We start from the raw sequence: 15,587 nt of genomic DNA on the forward strand, positions 1-15,587 counted from the left end.
GGGCTTCGTTACCGAGGCGGGTCGGCAAGGCGCACCGCTCGGCGAGGTCATGGCAATGACCGAGCACCGCGGCGTTGGCACCGTAATGGACTATTTCCAGGCGGGCAGCTTGTTGACCAGTCGCGCCAGCACCCTCCTCCCCGTCTCGTCCGGGATCGCCTCTTCTACCCCGATAACACTGACTAATCAATCGGGCACGGATTCCGACAGCGCTCACGAACAAGTCCGCCTTGGCGCCAAGGCGAACTTGTCGCTTTTACTCGTCGTAGCTTTTCCTGTTACCAACGCATGCGGAAACCAAGCGTGCCGTTCATCCGCAATCGTTATCACTCCGGCTTTAAACGGGGGCGTTTATAGTGCAAGCACCATCGAGAGCCCTTACATCTGCGAACGATATCGAGAAAGCCAAGCGCGGATCCCACGCTCCTCTCGCTGGACCGTACACCCGTATCGCGGAAGCGTTTCAACCCGCCATGGCCGCGGGCGAGATATGCACTTCGTGCGGTACGGTCCGTAGCAGACATATTCTTGTGCAGGACCCGATAACCAAGTCCCAATTTCAACGTCCATGAGCATTTGTGCCTTAAAAGTGGCAACTAATTGTTTCTAAATGCTAGCAGTGTTACGACTTAGTTAGCAGGCGTGCGACACCACGAATCCAGCATGCGGGTGGTCGTATTTAGCGCCCTGCTCGATCGGTTCGACGAATATTGCGGTGCGAAGATAGCTTGAATTCGAGGTAACATAGATACTTCAATCTACTTGTCTCAAAGATCATTTCAACAGAGGACATTTGGTCCTGGCCTGCGATGGATATCCATAATTATTCATCGCGGATCGCTGCAATTGGATCGAGATCAGCCGCTTGGCGCGCCGGGTAAACCGAAAAAGCGAGGCCAATGCCTACGCACAAGACAACCGAGACGGCGATCGGAAGAATCGACCAGGCCACTTGCCAGCCCGCGAACGCTGCAATGAGATACGCAAGCAACACGCCAAATACCAAGCCGATCACCGCGCCTGCGGTGCAAATCACGGTAGCCTCGCGCAGAAAGCGTGCGATTATGTCGCTGCGCCTCGCCCCCAAGGCGCGCAGCAAACCGATTTCGCGTCGACGCTCGAGTATGTTTGCAAGCATGATGTTCATGATGCCGATACCGCCGACAAGCAAGCTGACACCGGCGATCGCCCCCATCACTATGCTGAAAATGTGCTGGATTTTTTGATTCTGCTGATAGAGCTGCTGCGGTACGATCAAGCTGTAGTCAGTTATGCCTGCATGTCGCTGGTCAAGCACACGATTGAGTACACGAGCCGCCGCGGGAAGTTCATCGGGGTCGCTAATGTTAAGGATAATGCGGTCGGCATCGTCCTCCATCGGTTGAAAACGAAACCGCCAAGCACTTTGCAGGGGGATATATATGCGATTGCTCTCCACACCCAGGGATACCCCTTCAAATTTATCCTTGCTCAAATCGCGGTCTGCAAGTACGCCGACGACACGCAGCCAGACATGGTTGATCTTAATCGGCTTACCTAATGCGTGACCTTCCGGAAACAAAGCGCGCGCAGCGCCATCACCGAGAACAGCCACTGCGGCGATGGTTTCGTCGTCGTCGGCACTCAGCGCTCGCCCTTGCGCAACATGGAGGCCGGCCAGGTCAAAATAATCGGGACTGACAGCACTGGCCTGGGCATCGCTTGTCCCTTCGTCGCTGAATACCGCGTATGTGCGGATGCGCTTTTCCGCCGCAAAACCGGTAGCACCGGGAACCACGGCACGCGCAGCGCGCGCATCGTCGACGCTCAACCCGAGACTGCGCGCACGCGTTTCCTTCAAAGTTTCCGGATCTTGAGCCTTGTGCTCCACGATGAGATTGTGCAGCCCGAGGCTCTCGACTAGCCGCAACGCTTCACGTCGGCTTCCCTCGGTTACGCCTTGCATTGCGACAATAGCGCCAACGCCAAAGACCAGGCCAAGTAAAGTAAGCAGCGTACGCAGCTTGCGACGCGCGAGTTCGTCGACGGCCTCACGCCAGCGTAAGCGCGTATTTGCGTTCACGTTCATGGTGCCGATTTACTCGCGGGTTTGGACCTACTTGAGCTGGCCGGCGCGGTCAACACGACGCTCTCGCCAGGATTCAACCCCGAAAGGATTTGGGTGCGGCTTGGTCCGCGCACGCCGACCTGCACGGTGCGCGCAACGATTGCACCGCGCTCGCTGACCTCCACTTGCGTTTCCCCTTCCGCGTCGTAGAGCGCAATGTTCGGCACGGTGATTGCGCTTGGGGCGTCTAGAATGACGACTGTCGCGGCGAACCTTTGGCCGGGCAACCAACCGTACTTCTTTGCGGCGTCGACGGGAACCGGTAGTTTCATGGTCAGATAGTTAACCGGTGACTCGCCCGCCAGCCGCGTCGCGGCCGCGGCTACCCAGGAGATTCTCGACACCGCTTTCTGTTGCGGTTTGCCCAGTTGCGAGAGTTCGACCTTCATGCCTTCCAGAATTCCTTGCGCCTCGATCTGCGGCAAGCTCAGTTCCACTTCCATCGCTCGGATGTCAGGTAGGGTCGCGAAGTTGTTGCCCGCCCACATGCTTGCCCCGGCGCGCGGCTTCTGTCCGGACCAATCCGCCTCGAGCACAACGAGGCCTGCATGTGGTGCGCGAATCTCGAGTGCAGCCAGATCGTTACTCAGCTCTTTCGCCCGCCCTTCAAAGGTAGCGCGTCGCACATCGATCGGGGCGATTTCGGCGCGCTCGCGAACCGCAAAAAGCCCTCTCTGCCAAGCGAGTGTGGTCTTCTTCTGTTCCAGGAAATTCTGATCCTGTATCGCGTCGAGTACGGTGTTGCGCGCAACGGCCAGACCACCAGCGTTCGCGTAGCGCCGAGCAATCGCAAGCGAGCTGTCCACTTGCAATGAACTCAATTCGAGTTGATCCCACTTGCTCTCGAGCTCGATCTTCTTGGCATCGTACGTAAGCGTATTACGTTGCAGCTCGAGCAATGTCGCAGCCAATTGGCGTTTGCTCTGCTCGTCCGAAAAGCGCGCGATCAAGTCGCCCTCTCGTACCACGCTGCCGTCTTCCACTATCCAGTCGATCCGTCGCTGAGACCATTGTGCGCCCGGGACGACAAGCGGTGTCGCTTGCACGGCGCGCAAGCTACCCTCGCCGTGCAGCACGAAGGTCGCGGAAGCCCGCTCGACGCGTTCCACCACCAATGCGCCGTCGTCCGAGCTGGCACAAGCACCTAGTGCTAACGCAAATACAACGAGCCAGAGACTGCGCATTATGGTGTCGGTGTCGATGATTCAACGACATGCGGCTGGATCTCGACCCCCACCGGTTGGTCGGGTTTCAGCACCATCTTCGTTGGTGCAAGCGAGATGCGCAGATCGACAACAGGCACGGGGTCGACACTCGATTTGCTGTGCACGGCGAGGCCAATGTCCTCGATGTGGCCCATCGCGCTCTGCCCGGAACCGCCCTCCAGGGTCACGATTACCGCATCACCCTGCCGTACACGTGAAAGGTCGCGCTCCGTCAGTGTTGCATGCACGGCAAGGGCGGACATATCCGGAATTTGACCGACGGATTGACCGTTCCATATCTGCGATCCCACATCGAACTTCTCGCCGTTCCAGTTCGCGCCGCGCTGAAAAACGCCGTCGCGCTGCGCAGTGACGTTGAGATTGACGACGATAGCCTGCAACCGCGCGATATCGTTATCGAGCCGCATGACAGCTGCGTCGATGAGATGCTGTTCCGCGGCGCGCTCCGCTGTTGCAGCCTGCTCGCGCCGGGCAATCACGGAAAAACGTTGTTCGACGCGTCCGCGCTCGATCCAAAGCTTTTTGTATACTATGCCGGGCATGGCAGCCTCAGGCAGGTTCGCTTTTCTCTGTGCCTTGATCACTTCTGCTTGAGCTGAAGCGGTGGCCAGCGCTTCGTTGCGCGCCCTTTCGGCGAGATCGAGGCGAATTCTTTCCTGTTCGCGGCGCTTTTCCTCAAGTTCGCCTTGTCGGGACACCAGTCTCTTCATCACGTCGCGGCCATCGTAGGAGAGGATGGGATCGCCCCGTTTGACCAGTTGTCCGTCGCTCGCTATCTGCGTGATCGTCAATGGCCAGAGATCTTCGACAAAAGGCGGCAAAACGGTGCCTCTGTCCAGCGCATAGAGTTCTCCATCGGCGTGTATGGTCTTGGGACTGTCGTCCATTCTGGAAACCGCGCTTGTGGTCTCATTGGTTTTCGAGCTGTCGACGCGAACGCTCATGCCCGGCCTTAGTGGCAACTTGCTCGCATCGAGCCCTATGTCCACCGTGAAATAGCGGCCGTCACCCCATTCGGACCGTGTTTGCGGCGCGCCGGATATGGATGTGAGCAACCCGCTCGCGTCGACACGCGGCAAGGCATCGAAATGAAGATGCAGTCTCTGCCCTACCGCTAGTTCCGCACGGTCCGATTCAATCACGTAAGCACGCACCTGCATTGTTCCGGCACCAACGATCTCGCCGATTTGTTGCCCCGGAAAACTAGACGATCCTTCCTCAAAACGACTGCCGTTGCCGAGCCGTGAGCTGAACTCATGGATAAAAACACCGGCCCGTGTGGCGTGAACTTCGGCCGCATCGACTTCGGCTTGGTCGTGGTCGCGCTGTACGCGATACTCTTCAAGCTCGAGTTTCCCATCGTTTTGCCGGCGATCTACGGCTTCGCGTGCATTCGCTTGTTGCTGCTGCTTCAGTTCGAGATCGCGATTCGCGCGCGTGAGTTCGGCCTGATAACGATCATAATCCAGTCCGGACAACAGCGATTTTGGTAGCCCCGCGTCAACTTTCGCAGCATCGAAAGCGGCTCGCGCATCGATCGTGGCCAGCTCGGCGTCAAACTCTTTGAGTCGAAGTTCGGCAACCTCTTTGACGATTTTAGCCTTGAGCTCATCGATCGTTTCATCGAGCTTGCGTATTTCAGCCGCAGGCGCGGCCGCATCAATGCGCAACAGGACATCGCCGGGTTTCACCACAGTGCCGTCGGGCAAAAAATAACGCAGCACGACGGGCGAAGAGCTAGACAGAGGCGCGAAGATTGGTTGCGCCTCACTTGCGCGCACCTCACCCGTAAAGATCACAGCGTGCGCCTGTATCGCCACAAAACCCAGCGCGAAAGTAAAGCCCTTCCCGAGCGTAAGCGCCTGCGCTCGGGAAAAGCAGAGGCGCTGCTCAAGCGGCATGATCGAGCTCAATCTTACCATCGCGCAGATGTATTCTGCGTTGCGCGCGTGCGGCAACGTCAGCATCGTGCGTCACGAGGACAATGGTTTGGCCTAGCTCGTGTACCTCTTCGAATAGGGTCAATACGTCGGCAGCGCTTTTCGAATCGAGATTCCCGGTTGGTTCGTCGGCCAGCAGGAGTGCTGGCTGCATCAGCAGCGCACGCGCGATCGCTACGCGTTGCATTTGCCCGCCGGACAATTGATTAGGCCGATGCCCTAGCCGCTCTATCAAGCCCATGCGTTCGAGCAATACTCGCGCCCGCCCCTCGAGATCAAGTGCCGGCTTACGTAGAAATCGACCCGGTAGCAGTACATTTTCGAGCACCGTCAGCCTTGCGAGCAACTGGAACGACTGGAATACGAAGCCGATGCGTCTATTGCGAAAATCACTGGCTTGTTCGTCGTCGAACGTCGATATATCCGTGCCTTCGAGACAATAGCGGCCTGAGGTCGGGCTATCGAGGCGGCCCAAGATGTTCAATAACGTAGACTTGCCTGACCCGGACGGCCCGACGATGGCAACGAACTGCCCGGCCGGAATGTAAAAACTGACTTCACCAAGCGCCTGTATTGTCTGCCCGCCAACTTTATAATGGCGCGTGACACGTTCCAAGTTGACCATGCGATTTGTCGCCCGATTGAAGGTAGTAATTCTACCCGCTCACGACTCCAGGTGAGTGGCTGGTTCGATCGTCAAGTTTTCCGAGCTGTATCGGTATGCGGACAGTGCAAAAGGTGCAGAGATCGACTGGCACAGCGGAAATGATGGAACCAAACAGAAGTCCTCCTGCAGCAGCCCGGCGCTGGGCGGTGCAACTGGACGCTACAAATACTCATCGACTAGATTGACGATATCGTCACAGAAGGACCTGCCCCGTACCGATAGAGAATATCGACCGACTTCTCGCGGGGCAAGGCCTCGCGAGAAAACTCCGCTTGTATCTTGCGCTGTTGCCGACGCTTGGGGTCCCAATAGCAACGACTGAGGACGAGATAGTTGACGTCGCCGCTGATCTCGATGGCTTCGCCGTCCCAGTGGCTGACGAACGGGTGTGCTCTGAGCAGGCGGAAAAATTCGGTCAGCGGGACCGCCGGCGAATTTTCTTGCTCCAAATCGATAAGCTTACTCACCGTTCGCCGCGTCAGTCGCTCGGAGTAGCTAGAATAGTCCACGTGTTCCGGCACGCCCGCTCGCGCGTCGTCGAATCCGACGTAGACGACGGGGGCGTTGGCGCTGAGAAACGTCGCGAATACGTGCATAACGACGGTGGCGGCTAAGCTTCGCGGCGTACCGTTGAAGACCGGCTTGAAAAACTTGTCGTGGTCGACCACCGCCGGGATGAGTTGCCTTAGATCAACACCCCATCGTGTCCGCTCACGCTGCAGGCGCTGAACGATCGAAATGAAACTGTTTTCGCGGATAAAAATGTCTTGTGCGGCGACGGCGAGCGGGAAGTCAAAAAGGTATACCCTGCCCTTCTCACGTTCGCTTACGAATGCGGCAAAACACAAATCGCGGTAGGTCGTCGACCACCATTCCAAAAGAACCCAGGCATCTGCGCTGCCATCGCTTGGCTCGATTATCGAAGTCAGCGCTGTTATCGGCAGGTGCTTCGCCATATCGATCCGGCGTGCGCGTACTCCCGCTAGATTCTCCAGCCAGTTAGTTCGGGATCGAACGACTTCGATCGTCTGCGTATCGTAAAGATTAGGTCGCGGAAGATCGTATGGACACGAACTTTGGCAACTTACGAGGGCTTTCGCGAATGCCTCGGGGCTTAGATCATCGCGATCCATTTTCTCGTCGAAGGCGCCGCTCCATGGTTGGACAAGCATGGATTCGGTATTCCCAAGCGAAGCCTGGGTTTTGCCGGTCTTTACCGAAGGGACTCGTTGATGCTGGCGATTTGCTGAGAATCGGCTGATCTGCGGCAGGTATCCTAGTGTTGCGTAAACGGTGTCCTGTATCATTTCGATGCGCGATCGTTTGCACTCCTGGGCTAGTTCGCGGTATTCCAGCTCGGTGCCGAGCAGCGGATCTACACCTTCGTCACCGCTAACCCAATAGCCGTGCGTATTGACGTGCGGGACCAGCTCGCCGTCATCGTATTCTTCCAAATATACGTTAAGCGATTGCTTGTCCACGACTCCAAGCAGCAAGGCGTCGAAGCCATTGGCCCGGAGATGACGAAGCTGGCAGGTCAGGTGGGCGAGGATGGATTTGTCCGCGGACGGCTTGACGAGCCTCGGTAGCACCAGCAACGTCGGCCCCCTGTACGGGTGTGATTCTTGGCTGACCGGGAATCGGCGGTACGATGGATCAGACAATATCCGTGCATAAGCGTCGGCTATTTCGCTTTCTGCTTCGCGTACTTGTTCCGCGTTTCTTGCGGACGTCGAGCGGTCACATCTGCGCGACGCAGCTTTGTTTTCGACGTATTCGACCAACTCCTGTTCGCTTAGCGTCAAATTCTCGCGAACCAAGCCGTGATCGCAATCGTCTTCACGGATTCGCAGAGGGCCCCAGTAAAGAACTACGCAAGGCCCCGCGAAATAGCCACGCAATGCACGCGGATCCGGCAGTAGAGATTCGCAGGCAACTATTAATCGAGTCGTCTCTACTTGCCCAGCACTCTTCGCTGTGCGTTCGACATACAGACGCCCCGGGTTGAATTGGACATGCCCAGTGACCTGTATACCCCCACGTAGCAATAGGACCGCGTGTCGGATGACCTGACGAAGGCGACGATCGTCAGGCAATTCGCCAGCATTCGCGGCATGCGCACTTGATAGTATATCTTCGAGCCGTTCGCATACGGATTTGACATCCTGGGCTCCAGAAGAAGCAAGCTCTCTTACGCCAGCTGCTACGTCGCATTGGCTGGCTAACGGAAGGGTCATTTTCTTTCCAGGAGCCGCTGGTAAAGCGACTGTACCTTATGCGCTGTCTTTTCCCAACTCAGCGTGCCGGCTTCCGCTCGAACCTTTTGGCTTACCTCGGCATGTGCTCCACGATCGCTCAAAAGTTCAATTACGGCGCGGCTAATCGCGGCGGAATTCGCGGGCTCAATGCGCGGCGCGCTCGTCAGGATTTCCGCGACTCCTGAATTGCTCGAAATCACCGCCGGAATCCCAATCGAAGCGGCCTCAATGGCTACCAGGCCGAACGGTTCCGAGATAGAAGGCATTACCAAGATGTCGCTACTCTCCAAAACCTGCCGCACTTCGGAGAATCCTAAAAATCCGACGAACGAGAAATGCTGAATCAGCTGCAGAGCGCGGACCAATGAGCGCAAAACCGCCATCTCTTCCCCGTCGCCAACGACCACGAATCGAGTCGCCGGAAATCTCTGCAGGATTTCCGTTGCCGATTCCACGAAATACTCGGCGCCTTTTTGGTAGGTCAAGCGCCCGATAAAAACCACCGTCTTGGCTTCGTCCTGTTTTCGCTCGCGCCGAACCGATGTATCATTGGCGATCGCTCCGTTATAGATCACTTCCAATTTCGCGGAATCGCAGCCGTATTTTTCAGCAACGGTCGCTCGCGTATACTGACTTACGGCAACTACCGACTGCGCGCTGTCGATCCCGAGCTTTTCGATCCGACAAATATTTTTGTCAGGGGTGGCCGACCGGTCGTGCTCGGTGGAATGTACATGCGCAATCAAGGGAACGTCCAGGCGCTCTTTTATTCGTACTGCCGCACCAAACGTCAACCAATCGTGCGCATGTATAAGATCAAAATGTTTGCGTGACTTACGCACGAGTTTCTCGCATGCGTCCGCATAAGCGGTCGAGCAAGCGTCGTTTGCGCCATAAGCGCTGGCGGTCGGAAGGAGGCGGGAGTGGCGAAAGCTGGAGTGACGAGCTTGCTCGTCCAGGTCCATCGCGATCACTTCGACGCCCTTATAGGCAGGATAAGCCTCATTTCGGCCAGGAAGTCCCGGCAGCACGAAAGTGATGTGGAGAGGCTCATAACATCCCAAATGGGCCAATAGTTCTCCACAAGCCCGCCCTAACCCGCCGCTGATCCTGGGTGGTAGTTCCCATCCAAGCATGAGAATGCGCATGGTCTCGGCCTCGCACGGGGAAATCAAATCGTCATCGACTATAGGCTCCGTTGGACGGCGCGGAGCGTAGCCTGTACGAACCAAGGTCGACCCATTGCCTGATTTTTTTGAATGCTCTGAATCGGCCATTTTGACTGGAATCTGCCCCGCTTAGAGATTTATGCTTCGTATGCTCGCACACAAGTATTGGCCCTCGAACAAGGAATCTTCGCTCTCTTCGCCTGCTTTCCGAGCATGGCCTGCGGCAAAGATCTGCGCGTGCACAAACGACACGTACTTCGGGGCCGGTATGCTCTATTAGATGAGCACCCCGCCGCTACGGACGGCTGACGCTCGGTCGATCTGGCCCATCAAACGCAGGCGCGATAAGGGTCGCCGACTCCTTTCCATAGAAAAACAAGATCTGGTCTATGAGCTCGTCTTGCTTGGCCGTGTGCCGATAGATTCCGGGAGGGAAATATCCCGCTTTCATGCGGGCGATTCTTGCAGTCCCGCCGAAGATTTGACCGGGCATCACTTGGGGAATGGTTACGTTAGAGCCCGCAGAATGTACGCTCTCCCAGATTACGCCGCCAGAGGCGATGTACGCGGGATAGCTACGGTAGTCATGCCACAACTTGGGTATCGCAACAGATAGCGGAATCAGTATCGACGTAAGCAATGCCAGGCCTGCCAATCGCGTTGCCGCTGCGGGCTTGCGAGTCGCGAGATATGACGCAACGGAGCCAATAGCTATTAGTATGTAGACTTGACGAACAGTGTCGTGGCGCTCACAGCAGACCACGCCGAATTGATAGAGTGAGGCTACCAGAGTTAAAGCTGACGTGATCAATAGCGATGCAGCTAATGCCAGCCGCATGGCCTGCGCATCTCTATCGATCGATTGAGCTTTCGGCTTGGTCGAGAGCGCCAAGTAAACTCCGAAGAAAAATAGAACCTTCGAAAACAAGGAAAATGCGCTCGACTGCAAAGCCGCGAGTCCGTCGACGCTCGCAGCCAACTGAGCAAAAAAGTAGTCAAAGAGCGCGCGAAAAGCTCCCACAGGATTGTGTCCGACCGAAGCATCCCCAAAAATTTCGCGAGTGGTTGTGGCGCGCCCCCGCAGCGCGAGATAAATTACGGCTAGTGCGACGAGTAAAGGCAACGCGAATGACAAAATCGCCTTAGTGCTTCGTTGCCTGAATATGAAAATAGCCATCGAAGCATAAACGGCCGTGAACATCGCTCCGACCTCGCTGCTGGCTGCAGACACGACGAGCGCGACGGCAATCCAGAGCTTGCCATTTCCGCGCTCAATGCGCCCTCCCCAGTCCAAGGCTAGTATTGCGAGAGCAGCAATAACGGTCGGGAGATATGCTGCGACCCCTGCTGGCCAGTAAAACACCTCGGCCACCTCATGGCCCAGAAGCAGCATGGCGAGCGTTGCTGCCACCGCGAGCCTAGCTGGCCGACTTCTCCATGTCGGAATGAGCGGCACGGTTACCAGTGCGATCCAAAACAGCGAAACAAAGGGAACTACCAGCGGTGATTTGAAGAAGTCTATTGCACGGCAATAGAAATACAGCAGCAACTCCGATAGCGGCCTTGGGCTAAAATTAAAGATCCTGTATATGGTTGCGCTGAAACCACGGCTATGCAGGTCGTTCAAAAGATAAAATTCGTCGAGCCAGGGCCCTAGCGGGATCAGTCCGGCAAACAAAAGAAGTATGACAAAAGCCCCCGCCACGACTAAGCGGTTTGTGGCTCTTTCCACTGAGATGACGTGCATCGTGCAGTTCCCCCAGAGCGCTTGAACTCCATGCCAGGGATCTGATCGTACACGGTGGAAACTTCGACGTCGATGGTCGCAACAGGCATACGGTAGACCCGTCGTTTGGTCTGCGAACTCTACCGCGTTTTCCCCATGTTCGGCGAACGAAGGCAATGTCGAAGTATTTCGCGGCGGTGGTAAAACGAACGGCATGTATGGTTGAGGAAGCAGCGGGCGACGATGACTCTCCGCATTGCCGAGACGTTGCTGCGCTGAGCGCGGAAGGGCTAGCGCACCTAGCACGGGCGATCCAGGGCGGCTAGCGTGCAGGAACCGGCAGCCGTGCCAGACAAGCAAGATCTTGCGCATTTCACTGGGCTATTTTGCTTGAGCGGATCTTCGATGGCGCGCGGTCGAGCCGTGATGCGGAACTGTGAGATCGTTCAACGTTTTGGAGCAAGAGTTGCGCAAGTACCGCTCGGCGCAGCGTGTTCGATCCGCCACTTCGAACGCGTCAGTCGGCGCTCGTGGCCAAGCCTGGAAGCGATCGAACTGCCGACTTTGGCTTGGACCAATCGATTCACTCACTACTCCTGGTGGTGGCAGAAGCGATATATCATCAGTACGGTATGTGCCGATGGGAGCTTGAGCCACACCCAACAGCCTTCGGTGCTGAATGGGACGGGGCAGCCGGAGGGGACTTCGCGGCTGGCCGCGTTCATTGCCGAGCCGTAGCCGAATCAAACAATTGGGCCTGCAGGTGGACACGCTTAATCATGGTATTCAACTTTCTCCTCAAGCAATCGTGGAAATTGGTGCTGATCGCTACTTTCAGCGGGCTGGTAAGCGGAATCAGCGGCGCATTGCTCATTCTTGCCATAGGCAGGGGGTTACAGGCCCCCGCAACTTCCACCGGCGCAATCGAATTTGCGGCCCTATGCGCGGTTGCACTGGTCTCGCGTTTTGCGTCTGATCTCGCGTTGCTGCACCTGACCCAAACGGCAATCATGCAGTTGCGCGTTGATTTAAGTCAAAAAATGCTCGCAACGCCGCTGCCTACGCTGGAGCGCATAGGTAGAGCCGAACTCATGGTCATTTTGACAGGCGACGTCGGCACGCTCGCCAGTACGCTTCAAGCAGTTCCGACCGGCTTATGCGATGCGCTTCTGATCGTCTCGTGTTTCGTCTACATGATTGTTCAGTCTTGGCAGTTGTTCATATTTCTCTTGCTTGCGCTCGCGGTCGGCATCGTCACGTACTTGCTGGCCGAGCGAAGACCGGCCGCGCTGAACAAGAAATTGCGCGAACAGACTGACATCGTGTTCCGGCACTTCCGCAGCCTCATTGAGGGCACGCGAGAGCTCAAACTCAACTCTCGGCGCGGCGCACGTTTTGTTGCGCAAGAGATAGAGGGTGCTGCCGGAAATTTCCGCCAGACGTCCATACGGACCATGGCGGGATATTCATTGGCGAGCAATTTCGGTAACACCCTTTACTACTTGATTATCGGCAGCCTGTTATTCGCCCTGCCGTTATGGTCATCTCAGTCGCACAAGATTCTCAACGACTTTGTGCTGATACTACTCTATCTGCTCGGCCCTATCGCACACTTAATCAGCTTGATTCCCTCCATCCGTCAGTCCGGGATATCTCTCAGGAAGATCAGGCAACTGGGCGACGAACTTTCCACCTACGGCGGGGCAAGCCCGAGCGCCGTCCAGTCATACGCTACTGCTAACAGCGTCGAACTGCGTGGCGTTTTCCGTCACAATGAAGATTCATCGGACGGACGGCGATTCTCATTGGGGCCGATCGATCTCAACGTGCGGGCGGGTGAAATTCTTTTTATCGTGGGAGGCAACGGCAGCGGCAAAACCACATTGGCGATGCTATTACTGCTCTTATACACCCCTGATGCCGGAGAGATCTTGCTAAACGGACGCGTCGTTGACAAACACAACATCCCGTTCTATCAGTCGCACTTTAGCGTGGTGTTTTCCGACTTCCATCTCTTCGAGCGAATAACGTGTGATGAATCGGAAGATGTTTTCAAGCGCGTTCAGCAGCATTTGGAAAGATTCGAGCTTGATGACGTCACGATCCGTGAAGGCAAGTTTTCGACACTCGATCTTTCAAGCGGGCAGAAGAGGCGGCTCGCCCTCATATCTGCTTTGGCAGACGATCGGCCCATACTGCTTTTCGACGAGTGGGCATCGGATCAGGATCCGATATTCAAAAACATTTTCTATACCGAACTCTTGCCAGAAATGAAAAAAAAAGGAAAAACCATTATCGTAATCACACATGACGATCGATATTTTCACGTGGCCGACCAAGTCGTGAAATTGGAGGACGGTCAGCGGACTGATACGTGAACAGGTCGTCCGAAGCAACACGCATACTGCTCCAGAATGAACCCCGCTGAGGCCCCATGTCCAAATCGGATCGACTTCCATTTCAAGATATCGAGTTTGCGCTCGCTAAGTGCAATTTCAACGGCAAGTCGCGCTCTTTGCCGTTCAATGAAGACGTCCCGTACAAGACCTATCTCGAGACCGCTTACGCGCTCGGCATCGTGAGCACCAGATTCGATGTCAGGAACCTGCTTTGCACCTCGTATGTCAATTTGGCAGCAACGCCGCCTCAATTGATGCGCCCCGGCGCGTGTCCACTATATATTCTGCCTTGGAATACGATACGACGATTCTCGGTACTCGGATATTTCCAGACATCGAAGCCCGATTTTGAACTTAAGACGGTCTCTTGCCAATCTCTGATCGAATGGATCATCGAGGCGTTGTGTGGCGGTTGCTATGTCTATGCCACGGTGAACGAGCGCTTCGTCCCAGAAACTTCGTCGCATGCGAAGGGTGTTGATTACACGCACCCCTGCCTTTTGACGGCCTGCGACAGCGAACGCAGGCTTCTGAAAGGTTACACCTATCGGGCGGATGGCTCGTTTGGCGCGATCTCCTTGCCGTTTGCCGATATGGCTGCCGGATTCTTGCTGCGCGGCGACAGAGACAAAATGCTGGACTCGCATTTTTTTGAACCGGCGCTTTTCAAAATCGCACTCCGGAACGACAGCGCTCCAATGGGCAATTTCGATGCCAGACCCATCGCTGAGGCTCTGCAGGACTACGCCCTGTGCCAAGCGCCGAGGGCTTGGAAAGGTGGCGAAGACATCTATGGATTGGCTGCGGTACAACATGTCGTGGCGGACGTATCCGAATCCGTTCGGCTATCGCGGGCCGTCGATCTACGTGCAACGCGCGCACTCATGGAACACCGGGAAATCATGCGCGGAAACATTCGTTACATAGGTGACAACGTGTATGTGCATGGTCTAAGCAAGATGCAGAGCGCATATCAGGCGGTGGCAACATGGGCAAAAAACCTGCATCTCCTATGCTACGACCACTCGCTGTCGAGGTGGAATCTTGCTGATGACAGAGAGCGTCTTTCCCAGCATTTCGCCGAGGCGGAGCGCATGTCGGCGTTGGAGCGCGACACCGTGGCCAGCCTCATTGAATCGCTGCATCAATAGTCATCTTATCGGCGCGATCATGAGTCCGAAGCCTTTACTTTTATCCCCACACCCAATCCGAGTCGCCCCGGATACGGACGAAGCTGGTACGGGCCGGTATGCTCGAAGCCGCAGCTCGATTGCAAACCCTTCTTAGGACCTTTGAAGCCGCAATGAGTTCATCACTGTTTGTGCAAGAAGGTGATTCGTCGCGCGCGGCCGTTCGCTTGTTCTGCTTTCCCTATGCGGGTGGCAATTCGAGCATCTATCGGGGCTGGCAGGCCGAATTGGGCTCGCGCATCGAGGTCGTCGCCGCGGAGCTGCCTGGCCGAGGTGTGCTCCGCCACGATCAACCCTATTATCGGCTGGATGCGCTGGTCGACGACTTCATGGAGCAAATTCGCCCGCTGTTGGATCGCCCCTGCGTCTTTTTCGGCCACAGCAATGGTGCGCTAATGTGTTATGCACTGACGCTCGCGCTTCGCAGGCATGGCTGCCGCCTGCCGTCACATCTCATCTTATCGGCGAAAAAACCGCCGCATCTGGACAAGGAGAAGTTGCATAGCATGACGTCCGAGGCGCTCATCGAAAGGCTGAGGGCTTTGAACGGCACGCCGCCTGAGGTGCTGGACAATCCAGAGATGATGGAACTTGTCCTGCCCCTACTGCGTGCAGACTTTTCTTTGAGCGAAACTTTTGAATGCCCGGACGAAGCGCCCTTGTCCTGCGGTGCGACGCTTGTCGGTGGTTCAGCTGATGCGGAGGCTAGCATCGGAGAACTGTCGCAGTGGCAGCGCTACTTGCCAAATGCAGGTACGCCGATCGTCTTGCAAGGGGATCATTTCTTCGTGCATACACGACGAAGCGACTTGCTGGAACTGGTCCGCAACGCACTAAAGCCGTATTTTTCCAATCAGCTTGGGCGAGCAGGCTCGCTCCCATCCGCGTGAGGCGAGGCCGTGGCT

Annotated in this window: 10 protein-coding genes; 3 read left to right on the plus strand and 7 right to left on the minus strand. The window is 56.3% G+C overall.

Going from position 1 to position 15,587, the window contains the following annotated elements; translation table 11 throughout:
* Positions 1-823: 823 nt before the first annotated feature.
* The 7 genes from QMG46_RS15345 to QMG46_RS15375 all read right to left on the minus strand — a co-directional run bounded on the left by QMG46_RS15345 (position 824) and on the right by QMG46_RS15375 (position 11,114).
* On the minus strand, positions 824-2,068 hold the full coding sequence (locus tag QMG46_RS15345; protein ID WP_281848702.1) for an ABC transporter permease: 1,245 nt from the start codon (positions 2,066-2,068) through the stop codon (positions 824-826).
* Positions 2,065-3,291, minus strand: coding sequence for an efflux RND transporter periplasmic adaptor subunit (locus tag QMG46_RS15350; protein WP_281848703.1), 1,227 nt, complete (start codon positions 3,289-3,291; stop codon positions 2,065-2,067). Before QMG46_RS15350 ends, QMG46_RS15345 begins: the two co-directional genes overlap by 4 nt.
* A complete protein-coding gene (locus QMG46_RS15355) occupies positions 3,291-5,234 on the minus strand; it encodes an HlyD family secretion protein (RefSeq protein ID WP_281848704.1) in 1,944 nt (647 codons plus the stop codon). The genes QMG46_RS15350 and QMG46_RS15355 overlap by 1 nt, the downstream gene beginning before the upstream one ends.
* Positions 5,224-5,898 (minus strand): ABC transporter ATP-binding protein, encoded by a 675-nt coding sequence (locus QMG46_RS15360; RefSeq protein ID WP_281848705.1) that lies wholly within the window; start codon positions 5,896-5,898, stop codon positions 5,224-5,226. The genes QMG46_RS15355 and QMG46_RS15360 overlap by 11 nt, the downstream gene beginning before the upstream one ends.
* Before the next feature lie 218 nt (positions 5,899-6,116).
* Entirely contained in the window at positions 6,117-7,760 is a 1,644-nt protein-coding gene (locus QMG46_RS15365) for an alpha-amylase family protein (RefSeq protein ID WP_281848706.1), read from the minus strand.
* Between the two features lie 413 nt (positions 7,761-8,173).
* Positions 8,174-9,346, minus strand: coding sequence for a glycosyltransferase family 4 protein (locus tag QMG46_RS15370; RefSeq protein ID WP_281848707.1), 1,173 nt, complete (start codon positions 9,344-9,346; stop codon positions 8,174-8,176).
* Positions 9,347-9,662: 316 nt separating this feature from the next.
* Positions 9,663-11,114, minus strand: a complete 1,452-nt coding sequence (locus QMG46_RS15375; RefSeq protein WP_281848708.1) for a hypothetical protein — start codon at positions 11,112-11,114, stop codon at positions 9,663-9,665.
* 758 nt (positions 11,115-11,872) lie between these two features.
* Here QMG46_RS15375 and QMG46_RS15380 point away from each other — a divergent pair.
* The 3 genes from QMG46_RS15380 to QMG46_RS15390 all read left to right on the plus strand — a co-directional run bounded on the left by QMG46_RS15380 (position 11,873) and on the right by QMG46_RS15390 (position 15,572).
* Positions 11,873-13,471 (plus strand): cyclic peptide export ABC transporter, encoded by a 1,599-nt coding sequence (locus QMG46_RS15380; protein WP_281848709.1) that lies wholly within the window; start codon positions 11,873-11,875, stop codon positions 13,469-13,471.
* A 56-nt stretch (positions 13,472-13,527) separates the two neighbouring features.
* Positions 13,528-14,643, plus strand: coding sequence for a hypothetical protein (locus tag QMG46_RS15385; protein WP_281848710.1), 1,116 nt, complete (start codon positions 13,528-13,530; stop codon positions 14,641-14,643).
* Positions 14,644-14,741: 98 nt separating this feature from the next.
* Positions 14,742-15,572, plus strand: a complete 831-nt coding sequence (locus QMG46_RS15390; protein ID WP_281848711.1) for a thioesterase II family protein — start codon at positions 14,742-14,744, stop codon at positions 15,570-15,572.
* Positions 15,573-15,587 lie beyond the last annotated feature (15 nt).

This window comes from Dyella sp. GSA-30 (genome assembly GCF_027924605.1).
Taxonomy (GTDB): domain Bacteria; phylum Pseudomonadota; class Gammaproteobacteria; order Xanthomonadales; family Rhodanobacteraceae; genus GSA-30.